The organism is Streptomyces sp. NPDC050674, assembly GCF_040654575.1.
GTDB lineage: Bacteria > Actinomycetota > Actinomycetes > Streptomycetales > Streptomycetaceae > Streptomyces.
In genome coordinates this window covers 32,734-47,543 of sequence record NZ_JBFAIG010000028.1, presented here as the reverse complement: position 1 = coordinate 47,543, position 14,810 = coordinate 32,734, and the positions used below count along the sequence as shown (strand labels likewise).

The window sequence follows — 14,810 nt, the reverse complement described above, 5'->3', positions numbered from 1 at the left end:
CAGGAGCGTGATGTGATCCACGTCACATCGCTGGAGGCCGGGTCAGAAGACCCTGAGCAGGGGGTCGCCGTGATCGTCGGCGGCCCATCGCCGGGTCGCGCGTTCGAGCTTGTCGGGGTTGACCTGGTTGCGGAACGCGGCGATGCCGTCGGCGCCGACCTCCAGGCACATGACGCCGATGACCCGGCCGTCGACGACCACCACGACGGCGGGGTCGCCGTTGGCGGTCGACGCGTACGCCGTGGGAGAGCCGCCGACCAGGTCACGCTTGGCCTTGGAGGGCTTGAACAGGCCGCGCATGAACTTGGCGACCGCGAGCGCGCCCTCGAACGCCCTGGCGCGAGCCGGGACCTTGCCGCCGCCGTCGCCGATCGCGACGGCGTCCTGGGTGAGCAGCCGCACCAGGGGTTCGGTCTGCCCGCTCGCGGCGGCCGCGAGGAACTCGTCGATGATCCGGCGCGCGGTGGCGTCGTCGATCTCGGTGCGGCTGCGGGCCCTGCCCTCCGCGACGTGCTTCTTCGCCCGGTGCAGGATCTGCTGGCTGGCGGCCTCGGTGATGTCGAGGATGTCGGCGATCTCCCGGTGCGGGTAGTCGAAGGCCTCCCGCAGCACGTACACCGCCCGCTCCTTCGGGGCGAGCCGCTCCAGCAGGACGAGCACCGCGTACGACACCGATTCCCGCTGCTCGGCGGTGTCGGCGGGCCCGAGCATCGGATCCCCGGCGAGCAGCGGCTCGGGCAGCCACTGGCCCACATAGGTCTCGCGCCGCGCACGCGCCGAGGTGAGCTGGTTGAGGCACAGGTTGGTGAGGACCTTCGTCAGCCACGCCTCGGGGACCTCGATGAGGTCGGGGTCGGCGCCCTGCCAGCGCAGGAACGTCTCCTGCACGGCGTCCTCGGCCTCGCTCGCCGACCCGAGCAGGCGATAGGCCACCGCCTCCAGGCGCGGCCTGAAGGCTTCGAACCGGTCCACGTCGTTCATGGTCAGGGCCATGCCAGGGATCCTAGCGCTCCCGGGCGTCGGCGCCTCCCAGGCTCAGGCGCGGTTTGGGGGCGTCCAGGCGGCCGGTCCGGGGGCGCCGGCTGCCCGCGCGGTACGGGGCCGGCCAGGACACGCCCGGGCCCGCGTAGCCCTGCTCGGCCGCCGCGTGCAGGGTCCAGTGGGGGTCGTAGAGGTGCGGGCGGGCGAGCGCGCAGAGGTCGGCGCGGCCCGCCAGGATCAGGGAGTTGACGTCGTCCCAGGAGGAGATCGCCCCGACCGCGATCACCGGGAGGCCGGTGGTGTGGCGGATCCGGTCCGCGAACGGCGTCTGGTAGGACCGTCCGAACTCCGGCCGCTCGTCCGCCACGACCTGCCCCGTCGACACGTCGATCGCGTCGGCGCCGTGCGCGGCGAAGGCCCGGGCGATCTCGACGGCGTCCTCGGCGCTCGTGCCGCCCTCGGCCCAGTCGGTGGCGGAGATGCGCACGGTCATGGGCCGCTCCCCCGGCCACACGTTCCGTACGGCGTCGAAGACCTCCAGCGGGAAGCGCAGCCGCTTGTCCAGGGAGCCGCCGTAGGCGTCGGTGCGCCGGTTGGTCAGCGGGGAGAGGAACCCGGACAGCAGGTAGCCGTGCGCGCAGTGCAGTTCCAGCAGGTCGAAGCCGGCCCGGGCGGCGCGCACGGCCGCCGCCGTGAACTGTTCGCGGATGTCGGTGAGCTGGGCGCGGGACAGCTCGCGGGGTGTCTGGCCGGACTCCTTGTACGGCAGCGCCGAGGGGGCCACGAGCGGCCAGTTGCCCTCCTCCAGCGGCTCGTCCATGCCCTCCCACATCACCTTGGTCGAGCCCTTGCGGCCGCTGTGGCCGAGCTGCACGCCGATCGCCGTGCCGGGGGCCTGGGCGTGCACGAAGCCGGTGATGCGTTTCCAGGCCTCGGCCTGACGTCCGGTGTAGAGGCCGGCGCAGCCGGGCGTGATCCGGCCCTCCGCGCTGACGCACACCATCTCGGTCATCACCAGGGCGGCCCCGCCCAGCGCCCGCGCGCCCAGGTGGACGAGGTGGAAGTCGCCGGGCACGCCGTCGACGGCCGAGTACATGTCCATGGGCGAGACGACGACGCGGTTGCGCAGGGTCAGGCCGCGCAGCCGGAACGGTGTGAACATCGGGGGCGTGCCGGGCGGGCAGCCGAACTCGCGCTCCACGCTCTCGGTGAAGCGCGCGTCGCGCAGCCGCAGGTTGTCGTGGGTGACGCGGCGGCTGCGGGTGAGCAGGTTGAAGGCGAACTGGCGGGGCGGCTGGTCCAGGTACAGGGCGAGGTTCTCGAACCACTCCAGGCTGGCCCGGGCCGCGCGCTGTGTGGAGGCGACGACGGGGCGCCGCTCCGCCTCGTAGGCGGTCAGGGCCTCGGGCAGGGTGTCCCGCTCCTCCAGACAGGCGGCCAGGGCGAGCGCGTCCTCGACGGCGAGCTTGGTGCCGGAGCCGATGGAGAAGTGGGCGGTGTGGGCGGCGTCCCCGAGGAGGACGATGTTGCCGTGGGACCAGCGGTCGTTGACGACCGTGCGGAACGTCGTCCAGGTGGAGTTGTTCGACCTCAGGGGGCGGCCGTTGAGCGCCTCGGCGAAGACCTTGGCGCAGCGCTCGATCGACTCCGCCTCGTCGAGTTCGTCGAACCCGGCCGCGTGCCAGACCTCTTCGCGCATCTCGACGATCACCGTGGAGGCGTCGGGCGCGTAGGGGTAGCCGTGGAGCTGCATCACGCCGTGTTCGGTCTCGGCGATCTCGAAGCGGAAGGAGTCGAAGGGGAAGTCCGCGGCGAGCCAGATGTAGCGGCAGCGGTGGGTCGTCACCTGGGGGCGGAAGACGTCCGCGTGCCGCTCGCGGGTGGTGCTGTGGATGCCGTCCGCCGCGATGACCAGGTCGTGGGTGTGCGGCAGGTCCTGCGGGGCCTCGGTGCGGAAGCGGAGGTCGACGCCCAGGTCACGGCAGCGGGTGTGGAGGATGTCGAGCAGCCGCTTGCGGCCCAGGGCGGCGAATCCGTGGCCGCCGGAGGTGTGGCGCACGCCGCGGTGGACGATGTCGATGTCGTCCCAGCGGGTGAAGTGCCGTTGCAGGGCCTCGTGGACCCGGGGGTCGGCGTGTTCGATGCCGCCGAGGGTCTCGTCGGACAGGACCACGCCGAAGCCGAAGGTGTCGTCCGGGGCGTTGCGTTCCCAGACGGTGATCTCCCGTGCCGGGTCGAGGCGTTTGAGGAGGGCGGCGGCGTAGAGGCCGCCGGGGCCGCCGCCGATGATCGCCACGCGGAGGGGGTGGCTGGTGTCGTGGTGCGGCTGCGGGTGCGTCGTGGCTTGTCGCGCAGTTCCCCGCGCCCCTTCGGGGACGTCCACTATCGTCCGCTCCATTTCGGGGGGCGCTTCTCCGTGAACGCCGCGTGGAACTCGGCGTAGTCCTCGCCGTTCATCAACAACGCCTGCGTCGAGGCGTCGAGTTCGATCGAGGCCGCCAGGGGCATGTCCAGTTCGGACGTGAGCAGCGCCTTGGTCTGGGCGTACGCGAGGGCCGGGCCCTGGGCCAGGCGGTGGGCCAGTCGCCGGGAGGTCTCGTCCGCCCGGCCCTCCTCCGTCAGTTCGCTGATCAGGCCGATGCGCTCGGCCTCGGCGGCGCGGACCGGGTCGCCCAGCATCAGCAGGCGGGTGGCGTGGCCGAGGCCGACGACGCGAGGCAGGAGGTAGGCCGCGCCCATGTCGCCGCCGGAGAGCCCGACGCGGGTGAAGAGGAAGGCGAAACGGGTGGTGGGGTCGGCGACGCGGAAGTCGGCGGCCAGGGCGAGGACCGCTCCAGCGCCCGCGGCCACCCCGTGCAGCGACGCGATCACGGGGAACGGGCACTCCCGGATCGCGCGGACCACCTGGCCGGTCATCCGGTTGAAGTCCAGGAGCCGGGCGGTGTCCATGCCGAGGGTGGCGCCGATGATCTCGTCGACGTCACCGCCCGAGCAGAAGCCACGGCCCTCCCCGGCCAGCACCAGGGCCCGCACGGACCGCTCCCGGGACAGCTCGGCGAGCAGGTCGCGCAGGTCGGCGTAGGCGCCGAAGGTGAGCGCGTTGAGCTTCTCGGGGCGGGCCAGGGTGACGGTCGCGACGCCGTCGGCGACGTCGAGACGCAGATGCTCCCAGCCGGGGGTGCGGGCGGCGGAGCCGGTGAAGGGACTCATGACGTGCGGCCTCCTCGGGCGGGCACTGCCTCACTGAGCTCTACCCCACGAAGCTATCACTCATTCGTGACTGTCGTCATGAGTGCGCGATAGACCGTGCGGGTAGGAATCCGGTGTGGAGCCGGATGTGACCCGCGCCGGTCACATCCGTCACAGATCGTCCACACCGGCGTAACGGCGGGAGCAGCTGTGCGCGGCGCCGCGTTCACCTGGGTAAGCCGTCGGCAAGGAGGCAAAGGCGCCTCCGGCGGTGCCCCTCGAACGCGTGCGGAGAGCGGCGCCGTACCATTCACAAGGTTGAAAGCAGGACGTCCTGCTCCATGAACGGACCCGCCGTGTACGAACTCCCCTCAGCCCCCGCCTCCTGGCGCATCGCGCTGCCGCACACCACAGCGGCGGTGCCCGTGGCACGCGCCCTGGTCCGTACGGCGCTGGCCGAGCTGGAGCACACGGCGGACTGCGACACCGCGGAGCTGCTCACCGCGGAGCTGGTGGCCAACGCCGTGGAGCACACCACGGGCGAGACGCCGATAGAGCTGGTCGTGGAGCTGATGCCGTCGGGCTGCCAGGTCGAGGTGCACGACACCGACCCGGCCCCGCCCGGCGACCTCACGCGTCCGGCCGGCGGCCCGCCCGACCCCTGGCAGGAGCACGGGCGCGGGCTGCTGCTGATCCGCGCCCTGAGCTCCTCCTGCGGGCACCGCCCGACCGAGTCCGGCAAGGCCGTCTGGTTCAGACTGTCTGCGGTACCGGCTCAGCGGCGTCCGTCGGCGTGACCCGGGCGAGCCGGGAGTTGCGCCGCCCGTAGAGCAGGTACAGGGCGACCCCGACCGCCAGGAAGCCCGCGAACTGGATCCAGGTCGTCGCGCCCGTCTCGTACATCAGGTACAGGCAGAAACCGACGCCGAGCAGCGGGGTGACGGGGTACAGCGGCACCCGGAAGCTGCGGGAGAGGCCGGGCTCGCGGCGGCGCAGCGCGATGACCGCGATGTTGACGACGGCCATGGTGGCGAGGGTGCCGATGGTGCACAGGTTGACCACCGCGTCCAGCGGGGCGAAGGCCGCGGGGATCGCGAAGACGACCGCCACGATCAGCGTGCCGGCGACCGGCGTGGACGTCCTCGGCGACACCTTCTCGAAGACGCGCGGGACGAGTCCGTCGCGGGACATGGACATCAGGATCCGGGTCTGGCCGTACATCACGGCGAGCACGACCGAGGCGATGGCGACGACCGCGCCGAAGGCGATCACCCCGCCGCCGACGCCGGAGCCGGTGACCTGGTCGACGACGTAGGAGAGGGCCGCCGGACGGCCGCCGACCGCGTCGCCGCCGATGGCACCGATCGCGGCGAGCGCGACGGCGCAGTAGAGCAGCGTGACCAGGCCGATGCAGACGAGGATCGCGACCGGGATGTCCCGGCGGGGGTTCTTCGCCTCCTCACCGGCGGTGGTGATCGCGTCGAAGCCGATGTACGAGAAGAACGCGGCGGTGGTGCCCGCGCCGATGCCGGCGAGGCCGGTCGGCGAGAACGGCGTGAGGTTGCCGTCCTCGAAGGCGGTGAAGCCGATCGCCAGGAACGCGACCAGGACGGCGAGCTTCAGCACGGCCATCGCGGCCGTGGCCCGGGCGCTCTCGCGCACCCCGCGGACCAGCAGGACGGCGGCCAGGGCGATGACGATCACGGCCGGGAGGTTCACCACCCCGCCGTCGCCCGGGCCGGCCGACAGGGCCGCGGGCAGGTGCAGGCCGATGACGCTGTCGAGGAGCTCGTTGACGTACTGGCTCCAGCCGACCGCCACCGCGGACACCGACACGCCGTACTCCAGCAGCAGGCACCAGCCGACGAGGAAGGCCGTGCCCTCGCCGAGACCGGCGTAGGCGAAGGAGTACGAGGAGCCGGAGACCGGGATCGCGCCGCCCAGCTCGGCGAAGGCGAACGCGGTGAAGACGCAGGTGATCGCGGCGAGGAGGAAGGAGACGACGACGGCCGGGCCGGCCTGGGCGACCGAGTCGGACAGGCCGACGAAGATGCCGGTGCCGACGATGGCGCCGACACCGAAGCAGATGAGCTGGAAAAGGCCCATCGTGCGCTTCAGGCCGTGGCCTTCACGGTCGGCGCCCGATTCCGCCACGAGAAGGGCGGGGGACTTGATCCGGGGAGCGGGCATGCGGGTGGTGCTCGTTTCTGGTGGTGCGGGGAGTGCGACGGGTCCGTCGCGCGGCGGCCGCGAAGAAGGGGTGGTTCCGGGCCGCCGGTCAGCATAAGGCCTGTTCAGGCGAGGGTCGCCACCAAGACCGCCTTGATGGTGTGCATCCGGTTCTCCGCCTCGTCGAAGACGACCGAGTGGGCCGACTCGAAGACCTCGTCGGAGACCTCCAGGTACTCCAGGCCGTGCGCGGCGTGGATCTCCCGGCCGACCTTGGTGCCGAGGTCGTGGAAGGCGGGCAGGCAGTGCAGGAACCTCACGTCCGGGTTGCCGGTGGCGCGCAGCACGTCCATGGTCACGGCGTAGGGGGCGAGGGCGGTGATGCGCTCCGCCCAGACCTCCTTCGGCTCGCCCATGGAGACCCAGACGTCCGTGGCGACGAAGTCGGCGCCCCGGACGCCCTCCTCCACGGTCTCGGTGAGCGTGACGCGGGCGCCGCTGCTCTCGGCGAGGGCCCGGGCCCGCTCGACGACCTCCTCGGCCGGCCAGTACTCCTTCGGGGCGACCAGCCGGACGTCCATGCCGAGCAGGGCGCCGGTGACCAGGTAGGAGTTGCCCATGTTGAAGCGGGCGTCGCCGAGGTAGGCGAAAGCGACCTCGTGCAAGGGCTTGGCGCAGTGCTCGGTCATGGTCAGCACGTCGGCGAGCATCTGGGTGGGGTGCCAGTCGTCGGTGAGCCCGTTGTAGACGGGGACACCGGCGTGCGCCGCCATCTCCTCGACCTTCCGCTGACTGTCGCCCCGGTACTCGATCGCGTCGTACATCCGGCCCAGCACCCGCGCGGTGTCCTTGACCGACTCCTTGTGCCCGATCTGGGAGCCGGAGGGGTCGAGGTAGGTGGTCGAGGCGCCCTGGTCGGCGGCCGCGACCTCGAACGCGCAGCGGGTGCGGGTGGACGTCTTCTCGAAGATCAGCGCGATGTTCCGGCCCCGCAGGTACTGGGTCTCGGCCCCGGCCTTCTTGGCGGCCTTCAGCTCGGCGGCCAGCTCGACCAGGGCGCGGAACTCCTCCGCGGTGAGGTCCAGCTCCTTGAGGAGGTGGCGGCCGGCGAGGGCGGTCGGGACAGTCGCCATGGGGGCGCTCCAGGAGTGCGGGGACACAGACGTCTGGAATACTATACGAACTTCAGCATGCCTATACGGAGAGCGGCGGCCGCGGACCCCTTCCCCGCCTCCTCCCCGGCCCCTACACGGGGTCCCGCTCCACCGGGCAGCTCATGCACCGCGGTCCGCCCCTGCCCCGGCCCAGCTCGCTGCCGGGGATCTCTATCACCTCGATGCCCTGCTTGCGCAGGTGCGTGTTGGTGGTGGCGTTCCGCTCGTAGGCGACCACGACCCCGGGTTCGACGGCCAGCACGTTGCAGCCGTCGTCCCACTGCTCGCGCTCGGCCGCGTGCACGTCCTGGGTGGCGGTCAGCACGCGGATCTCGTTGAGGCCCAGCGCGGCGGCGATCGCGCGGTGCATGTGCTCCGGCGGGTGGTCGGTGACCTTCAGTTCCTTCTCCCCGACGCCCGGCTCGATGGTGTACGAGCGGAGCATGCCGAGGCCCGCGTACTGGGTGAAGGTGTCGCCGTCGACCATCGTCATCACGGTGTCCAGGTGCATGAAGGCACGCCGCTTGGGCATGTCGAGGGCCACGATCGTCTCGGCGGACCCGGCGGCGAACAGCTTGTGCGCGAGCATCTCGACGGCCTGCGCGGTGGTGCGCTCGCTCATGCCGATGAGCACCGCCCCGTTGCCGATGACCAGCACGTCGCCGCCCTCGATGGTGGACGGATAGTCGGCCTGCCCCTCCGACCACACGTGGAACGCCTCGTCCCGGAACAGCGGGTGGTGCCGGTAGATCGCCTCGAAGTGCACGGTCTCGCGCTGCCGGGCGGGCCAGCGCATCGCGTTGATGGAGACGCCGTCGTAGATCCAGGCGGAGGTGTCCCGGGTGAAGAGGTGGTTGGGCAGCGGGCCCAGCAGGAAGTCGTCCAGTTCCATGACGTGGAAGCGGACCGAGGTCGGCTCCGGGTGCACGTCGAGGAACTCGCGTTTGGTCATGCCGCCGATCAGGACCTCGGCCAGCTCCCGCGGGGGCAGGTTCTCGAAGGCCGCTCTGAGCGGGTCGGTGGCCAGCGGGCCGTACTCCTTCTCGTCGAAGACCCGCTCCAGGACGAGGGATCTGGCCGCCGGAACCTCGAGCGTCTCGGCCAGCAGGTCGCCGAAGAGGTGGACGGCGACGCCCCGGTCGCGCAGCACGTCGGCGAACCCGTCGTGCTCGGCGCGGGCCCTGCGCACCCACAGCACGTCGTCGAAGAGGAGTGAGGTCTTGTTGCTCGGGGTGAGCCTTTTGAGCTCGAGGTCGGGCCGGTGCAGGATGACGCGGCGCAGCCGCCCGGCCTCGGAGTGGACGTGGTATGCCATGCCTTCATCCTGACCGCCGGGGCCGGGGTTGACGCGCTTCTCGGCGGTTTCCGTGAACGCCGGTTCTCGTCACACCGACGACGGACGCGGCAGGGCGGGGTCACACCCGGGGCGACGGCTCCAGCAGCTCCTCCGGCCGGGCCAGCGTCCGGCGGGCGGCCCGTCCCGGTTCGAGGATCGTCCGGGCCACGATCCAGCCCGCGAGCGCGTGCGGTTCGGCCGGGGCGTCGGCCAGGAGATCGGTGTACCGGGCGAGCGCGGTGGACGCATCCCCGGCGGCGAGGTGTTCGTCGGCGGTGCGGGGGGCGGCCGGACGGGTGGCGAAGGCATGGGTGCGCTGGTCCGGCCAGGAGGTGCGGCCCGGGCGGAAGCGGAGGTCCGCGGGCCCGGTGGCCCGGGCGGGCACGACGTTGCGCAGGCGCCATTCGGTGCGGTGGAGCGCGGCGGCGGTGCGGGCCCGGGTGAGGGCGGCGTACGGGACCGGCTCGCGCAGCCAGCCGTCGAGCGTGCGGGCCAGTCCCGTCACCAGGACCCGGCCCTGCGGGGTGAGACGGCCCTCCGTCAGCAGCGTGCGCACCACGAGCCGGCTCTGCAGCCGGCGCAGCGCGAAGTGGTACCCGGCCGTGTCGGCCGCCCGGGCGTCGCGCGCCACGGCCAGCCGGTCCCGCCAGAACCCGGCGACACCGGTGAACGCGTAGGCCCCGTGCAGCAGACCGGTGAGGTGGCGCGGATCCGGTCGCCAGGGGGCGTAGTAGCGCTCCTCCCGGTCGTCGTCGAGCAACGGGAAGAGGTGCAGCAGGGCGGCCAGCTTGCTGTGCTGGAACTCGTGGACCAGGGTCTCGGCGAGCGCCGTACCGCAGGACGGGCGGGCGATCACCATGGCCCCGAAGGAGTCTCCGCTGGTGGCCGACACCGACACGGTGGGCGGGGCGGGCGGCAGCGAGGCGGTGCGCCCCCAGGGCACCACGGCCCGGATGTCACGGGGGTCGAACCGGCCCGGTCCGTCGCCGCCCGGTGTGGCGAGGAGGGCCGCGGCCTCCTCGAAGAGCCGCTGCCAGGCCGCGGCCTCGTCGGGGTCGAGCCGGGCCGGCGGGAGGGGGTCGTCCAAGTCGCGGTAGGGGTCGAGGTCTTCGAGGGGGATGCCGACCGGGCCGCCGGGGGTGCGGTGGGTGAGGATACGCAGGGGCAGCCAGGCGGGGGTGTCGGCCGCCGGCGCGGGCAGCGGCCGCGTCGCCGGGCGGACCGTCGATGACAGGGGGGTGCCGTCGCGGCCCGGGCCGGACAGCGTCAGCTCGCCCCCGTTCGTACGGGCCCGGCCGATCGTCGGCCCCTCCTTCGCCCCGGGGAGCCGGGCCAGTCCCAGTCCGGGCAGCGGCAGCGCGCCGTCGGTGAGGGCCACCCGGAGGTCCGCCCGTGTGCCGGCGCGCAGGGACGCCGCGACGGCCAGGGCGCACAGATGCCCGGCCTCGGCCCACAGCGGTGGGCCCGACGCGGTGCCGTGCAGCCGGCGCAGGAGGTGGGCGATCCACCCCCCGGTCGCCGGTGCGAGCAGCAGCCGGTCGACCGGTCCGGGCGCCGCAGCGGCGGCCTCCTTGAGGACGCCCCAGGCCTCGGCGGCGGAGCTCAGCGGGGTGCTCAGGGCGCCGAGCCGGTCCAGCAGGGTCCGCAGGAGCAGCAGCCGCCTGGCCCGCTCCGCGCGCACGAGGAAGGCGACGGCCTCCGCGGAGCCGCCCCCCGCCGCCAGTTCCGCCAGGATCCGCTCGGGCATGCGGAACGGGGGGTGGCGCGGCTCGCTGGGCATGCGGGACCTCCGGTCGCGGGTGCGGGCGTGGGCCCCGGCACAGCGTCGAGGCCACGGGCGGGCCGCCTGCCGGGGGTCTGCAGACCTATTCGGCCCGGGCGCTCCCCTCGCTGCCCCCTCTGATGCTGCCGCGGGCCCGCAGGACCTCGCCGAGCAGACGGGCGGAGGGCCGCAGAGGGGCGAGAGCGTCCACCGCGGTCAGGGGCAGCTCCGTCAGATCGGCGAGATCCGACTCCCAGACGGCGGTAGCAGCAGCCGCGGCCGGCTCGCGGACGGCGACTTCGGCGTGGCACAGAGCGGGCTGCTGGTCCAAGATGCTCCCCCTTCTCGCACGGTGGCACGCGATGCCCCGTGCCCGTCCTTTTCCATCATGGCCATTCCGGCCCGGGTCGAAAACCGTACGATCACGCCACCCGATCATTTCCGATCGCCCGGGCGTCGCGTCGAGGCCGTGAACTCGGTCAGTGCCGCGCCCAGTTCGGCCTGGAGATCGGGTGCGTCGTCCAGCGCGACCACGGCGTCGAACAGCTCCCACAGCGCCTCCGGCCCCTTCCGGGCCATCCCGTTGAGGATGCTGACGATATCGGTGCGTGCCTTGCTGTGGCGGGCGAGTGTGCCCGTGACGCGCGGGTCCAACGAGCTGACGAGCGCCTGCCGTTCGGCGGGGTCCCGCATCAGCGGATAGGCGAGGAGCGCGGTCACGGCCCGCTGGAGCGGTGAGGCCGGCCGGCCCTCGGCGCCCTGCTCCGCCGGTGCCATGATCTCGGTGCGCTCCGGGCTCCGCAGCCGAATCTCCGGATACTGCAGAGTACGTCCCGCTTCCCTGAGGGCCGCGATACGTGCCCGTACGGCCGGAAACAGTCCCTCCGGATCGGGCGGTGCGGGCAGGACGGCGGCCCGGTCGGCCAGCAGCGCGAGCAGGATCTCGGAGAACAGGCCCGTCCCGCGCTCGGGGTCGTTGGCAGCGGCCCGCCCGCGCCCGGCGGCCTGCAACAGCGTCTGCCGATGGGCGTGGTTGCGCCGCCCCACCGGCAGGGCGTCCGGGGGCAGTTGCTCCCGGAAGGCGAGGTCTTCCTCGAACGTCTCGCAGGCGTCCACGATCCACAGCTGCTCCCCGAAGGCCGGTACGGCGTCCCCGGCGTACCGGTCGAGCGCGCTGTCGAGGTCGATGCCCAGCTTGTCGGCGGTGCTGGCATCGGAGCAGAACAGCCGCAGGTGCCCGGCCCGGTCGAGCACCCCGTGCCCGCCCCACCAGACCCACAGGACGTCACCCCGCTCCCGGGGCAGTTCCCGGACCAGGACGCGGCGCAGGGTGGCGTGGTCGGCGGGCTCGTGGGCCACCCCGGGGGCGTGGGTCGCCAAGGGAGCAAGATGCAGCCGCAGTTGTTCCTCAGGCACCCCGGCCTCGCGCAGCAGCCGGCGGAAGGCGACCGCGTCGCGGGCCGGGCCCGGCAGGTCCCAGCCGGGTCCTGCGTCGTAGCGCTCGATGCCGACGATCAGCGCGTGCACGCGGGCGGGGTTCACGGCAGCCGGTCCACGATGTGCCGGTAGACCTCGGGGTTGGTCCAGTAGGCGCTGTGGGAGGCGGGGAAGGGCTGACGGCTGTCGACCCGGACGTCCGTGACGCGGCCGGGGAAAAGACCCGCGCCGAGGTAGGAGAGCAGGTCGCGGGGGTCGTAAAGGTTCAGCCAGTCGGGCAGGTGCGGCGGGAGCGGCGCGGGGTGTTCGAGGGAGGGCAGGGATCCGGACTCGTAGAGGAAGGGGCCCTGGGAGCCCGCTGTCACCAGGAGCCGGACCTGGGGCAGCGGGGTGGTGATCAGGGTGTCCAGGGCGATGATGCCGCCCAGACTGTGGCCGACGAGGGTGACGGGCGGTTCCAGGCCCGCGACCAGCTCGCGCAGGTCGGTGCGGACCGCCTCGCCCCGGCTGAGGTAGCGCAGGATGTCGGCGGCGGCCGGGTGGGCGGCCTCGGTGAGGGCGCGCCGGCGGCGCAGGACGGCACGGGATGCCATCGAGCCCGCCGTCCGCAGCATCAGCGAGCGCACCCCGCGTTCCGTGCCCCGGGGCGCCGCGCCGAGTGCCACGGCCAGCCGCTCGGCGACGGCGTCACGGCTGTCGCCGGTCGGCACCAGGGGGGCGTCGCGGTCCAGGGCGTCCGCTATGACCCGGGCGGTGAGGCTGCGGGCGGCGAGGTGAGCGAGGTCGTCGGGGGTGAGAGCCTCCGCGGCGGGCCCGAGCAGGTGATGGGCGGCGAGGTCGGTGGCGGCGTGGCCGAGGCCGGGCCCCAACTCCTCGGCTGCTTCGTCCCCCTGGGCCGCGAGTGCGGCCAGCCGTGCGCGTATCGCCTGGTCCGGCGGCAGGGTGCCGGGGGGCCGCTCCGCGCCCTGCGTGGCGCCGGCGGCGGCGAGGGCGAGCTCCGCGTACGGGTCGGCGTAGAGGGCGGCCCAGCGGGCGGCCGTCTCCTCCTCGGGGTCCGGTCCGGCCGGGCCCCGGGACGTGCCGCCCGGCGCGGCGGGAAGACTGGCGCCGCCCGCCGCGAGCGTGGCGCCGTGCGTGTCGCCCCAGTAGTACGGCACGATGCGAAGCCCCTCGCGCAGGGCGGTCAGTCCGGCCGCCACGCGCCCCGCAAGCTTCGAGAAGCCTGGTTCGCGCACCCCTGTCCCATGGATGAATACGACCGTCGCCATGTGCCCCCCGTGACACCGGTGCAGTGTTGTGTACGACTGCCGATACGCCGTCAAGTTAGCTCTATCATAGGGAGGTTGGGGTCGATCAGAGGTGTGGCGACGCGTCCACGGCCGCGGTGCGGGCCTCGGCGACTGGACACGGGGGGACACGGTGAGCCCTGAAACGGTGGTCACGCATTTCCTGTTCGCCTCCGCCCTGATCCTGGCGGTCGGCCACGGCGCCGGCTGGCTGGCCCAGCGGCTGAGGCAGCCGTACATCGTCGGCCAGCTGGCGGCCGGCATCGCCCTCGGCCCCTCGCTGCTCGGCAGTGCGGCACCGGATGCCTACACCGTGCTGTTCCCCCGGGAGATCGGCACCGCGCTGACCGGGCTCGCGCAGTTCGCCCTGGTGGTCTTCCTCTTCGCGGTCGGGTACGAGCTGGACCTGAAGATCCTCGGCGACCGGGCGCGCACGGTGGTGACGGTGGCGCTGGCGTCGTTCGTGGTGCCGATGGTGGTGGGCAGTGGCTGTGCGCTGCTGTTCCGGGAGCAGTTGCGCGAGCTGGACATGCCCGGGCTGACGGTCGGCATGGTGCTGTTCGCCGGGGTCGCCCTGTCCATAACGGCCGTACCCGTGCTGACGGCCATCGTGCGGGAGAACGACCTCGCCGACACGGTGCCGGGGATCCTCGCGGTGTCCGCGGCCGGACTGCTCGATGTGATCGGCTGGACGGTGCTGGCCGGGACGATGCTGGACGGTGACAGCGGGGATCACGCGCTGGACTGGCGGGGGCGGGCGCTGATCGCGGCCGGGTTCGCCGTGCTGATGCTGCTGGTGGCCCGGCCGGCGCTGCGCAGGCTGCTGTGGCGCACCCGTATGGAGCCGTCCCTGCGGCTGGCGCTGCTCATCGGCTTCGCCTGCGCGTCGGCATCCGTCACCCAGTTCCTCGGGCTGCACGCCATCTGCGGTGCGCTGCTCGCCGGGATCGTCTGCCCGCGCGAGGACGACGGGACCCTCGACCCGGACCTGCTGCGGCCGCTGCACGTCGTGAGCTCGCTGCTGGTGCCGTACTTCTTCGTCTTCTCCGGGCAGTCCGTCACGCTGAACAACATGAACACCACCGGGTGGCTCACCCTGTTGGTGGTGACGGCGCTCGCGGTGGTCACGAAGGTCGGCAGCGGCGCGGTGGCGGCCCGGCTGGGCGGACTGGACCGCGACGACGCGCGCACCGTGGGAGTCCTGCTGAGCGCCCGCGGCCTGACGGAGCTGATCGCGCTCAACGCCGGTTTCCAGGCGGGGCTGGTGAGCAGGCCGCTCTACACCGTGCTGGTCTTCATGGCCCTGGCCACGACGCTGCTCACCCAGCCCCTGCTGGACCTGGTGCGCCGCCTGTCGGACCACGAGCCGACCCGCGCCCCGGGACGCCCGGGGGTGATCCCCGCGCACGACCCGCGCCCGGCCGACGGCGCGTCCAGCACGCCGGTGGTGGACGCGGGCTGACCGGCCCCGGGGTGGCCCGAGCGCCACCCCGGCC

At 73.1% G+C, this 14,810-nt stretch carries 12 protein-coding genes; 2 read left to right on the top strand and 10 right to left on the bottom strand.

Annotated elements, in window-relative coordinates; all coding sequences use genetic code 11:
* Positions 1-42 precede the first annotated feature (42 nt).
* From sigJ to AB0I06_RS32330, 3 genes are read right to left on the bottom strand one after another with little or no spacing between them, the layout of a single operon-like run.
* A complete protein-coding gene (sigJ, locus tag AB0I06_RS32340) occupies positions 43-993 on the bottom strand; it encodes an RNA polymerase sigma factor SigJ (RefSeq protein ID WP_363122418.1) in 951 nt (316 codons plus the stop codon).
* A 10-nt stretch (positions 994-1,003) separates the two neighbouring features.
* Entirely contained in the window at positions 1,004-3,379 is a 2,376-nt protein-coding gene (locus AB0I06_RS32335) for a bifunctional salicylyl-CoA 5-hydroxylase/oxidoreductase (RefSeq protein WP_363122417.1), read from the bottom strand.
* Complete coding sequence (locus AB0I06_RS32330) at positions 3,364-4,191, bottom strand: enoyl-CoA hydratase family protein (RefSeq protein WP_363122416.1); 828 nt, start codon at positions 4,189-4,191, stop codon at positions 3,364-3,366. The genes AB0I06_RS32335 and AB0I06_RS32330 overlap by 16 nt, the downstream gene beginning before the upstream one ends.
* Before the next feature lie 320 nt (positions 4,192-4,511).
* On the opposite strand from AB0I06_RS32330, the gene AB0I06_RS32325 reads away from it, so the two are divergent.
* Complete coding sequence (locus tag AB0I06_RS32325) at positions 4,512-4,967, top strand: ATP-binding protein (RefSeq protein WP_363122415.1); 456 nt, start codon at positions 4,512-4,514, stop codon at positions 4,965-4,967.
* Here the strand turns inward: AB0I06_RS32325 and AB0I06_RS32320 are convergent.
* From AB0I06_RS32320 to AB0I06_RS32290, 7 genes are all read right to left on the bottom strand, one after another.
* A complete protein-coding gene (locus AB0I06_RS32320) occupies positions 4,924-6,360 on the bottom strand; it encodes an amino acid permease (protein WP_363122414.1) in 1,437 nt (478 codons plus the stop codon). The two genes, AB0I06_RS32325 and AB0I06_RS32320, sit on opposite strands and share 44 nt — an antisense overlap.
* Before the next feature lie 104 nt (positions 6,361-6,464).
* Positions 6,465-7,472, bottom strand: coding sequence for an ornithine carbamoyltransferase (gene argF, locus AB0I06_RS32315; protein WP_363122413.1), 1,008 nt, complete (start codon positions 7,470-7,472; stop codon positions 6,465-6,467).
* Between the two features lie 112 nt (positions 7,473-7,584).
* The gene (locus tag AB0I06_RS32310) at positions 7,585-8,808 is read right to left on the bottom strand and encodes an arginine deiminase (RefSeq protein WP_363122412.1); all 1,224 of its coding nucleotides are present in this window, start codon (positions 8,806-8,808) and stop codon (positions 7,585-7,587) included.
* Between the two features lie 100 nt (positions 8,809-8,908).
* Positions 8,909-10,609, bottom strand: coding sequence for an HEXXH motif domain-containing protein (locus AB0I06_RS32305; protein ID WP_363122411.1), 1,701 nt, complete (start codon positions 10,607-10,609; stop codon positions 8,909-8,911).
* An 85-nt stretch (positions 10,610-10,694) separates the two neighbouring features.
* A complete protein-coding gene (locus AB0I06_RS32300) occupies positions 10,695-10,922 on the bottom strand; it encodes a hypothetical protein (protein ID WP_363122410.1) in 228 nt (75 codons plus the stop codon).
* A 104-nt stretch (positions 10,923-11,026) separates the two neighbouring features.
* Positions 11,027-12,133: a caspase family protein gene (locus tag AB0I06_RS32295; RefSeq protein WP_363122409.1), complete on the bottom strand. Its 1,107-nt coding sequence runs from the start codon at positions 12,131-12,133 to the stop codon at positions 11,027-11,029.
* Positions 12,130-13,227 carry a hypothetical protein gene (locus tag AB0I06_RS32290; protein ID WP_363122408.1) on the bottom strand — a complete coding sequence of 366 codons (1,098 nt, stop codon included), beginning with the start codon at positions 13,225-13,227 and terminating at the stop codon, positions 12,130-12,132. The genes AB0I06_RS32295 and AB0I06_RS32290 overlap by 4 nt, the downstream gene beginning before the upstream one ends.
* A gap of 220 nt (positions 13,228-13,447) precedes the next feature.
* Here AB0I06_RS32290 and AB0I06_RS32285 point away from each other — a divergent pair, with 220 nt between their 5' ends.
* A complete protein-coding gene (locus AB0I06_RS32285) occupies positions 13,448-14,776 on the top strand; it encodes a cation:proton antiporter (protein WP_363122407.1) in 1,329 nt (442 codons plus the stop codon).
* The last annotated feature ends 34 nt before the right edge of the window (positions 14,777-14,810 follow it).

Coding starts and splice junctions, on each gene's coding strand:
- AB0I06_RS32330 (WP_363122416.1), bottom strand. CDS start 4,191: ATGAGTCCCTTCACCGGCTCCGCCGCCCGCACCCCCGGCTGGGAGCAT.
- argF (WP_363122413.1), bottom strand. CDS start 7,472: ATGGCGACTGTCCCGACCGCCCTCGCCGGCCGCCACCTCCTCAAGGAG.
- sigJ (WP_363122418.1), bottom strand. CDS start 993: ATGGCCCTGACCATGAACGACGTGGACCGGTTCGAAGCCTTCAGGCCG.
- AB0I06_RS32335 (WP_363122417.1), bottom strand. CDS start 3,379: ATGGAGCGGACGATAGTGGACGTCCCCGAAGGGGCGCGGGGAACTGCG.
- AB0I06_RS32305 (WP_363122411.1), bottom strand. CDS start 10,609: ATGCCCAGCGAGCCGCGCCACCCCCCGTTCCGCATGCCCGAGCGGATC.
- AB0I06_RS32320 (WP_363122414.1), bottom strand. CDS start 6,360: ATGCCCGCTCCCCGGATCAAGTCCCCCGCCCTTCTCGTGGCGGAATCG.
- AB0I06_RS32325 (WP_363122415.1), top strand. CDS start 4,512: ATGAACGGACCCGCCGTGTACGAACTCCCCTCAGCCCCCGCCTCCTGG.
- AB0I06_RS32310 (WP_363122412.1), bottom strand. CDS start 8,808: ATGGCATACCACGTCCACTCCGAGGCCGGGCGGCTGCGCCGCGTCATC.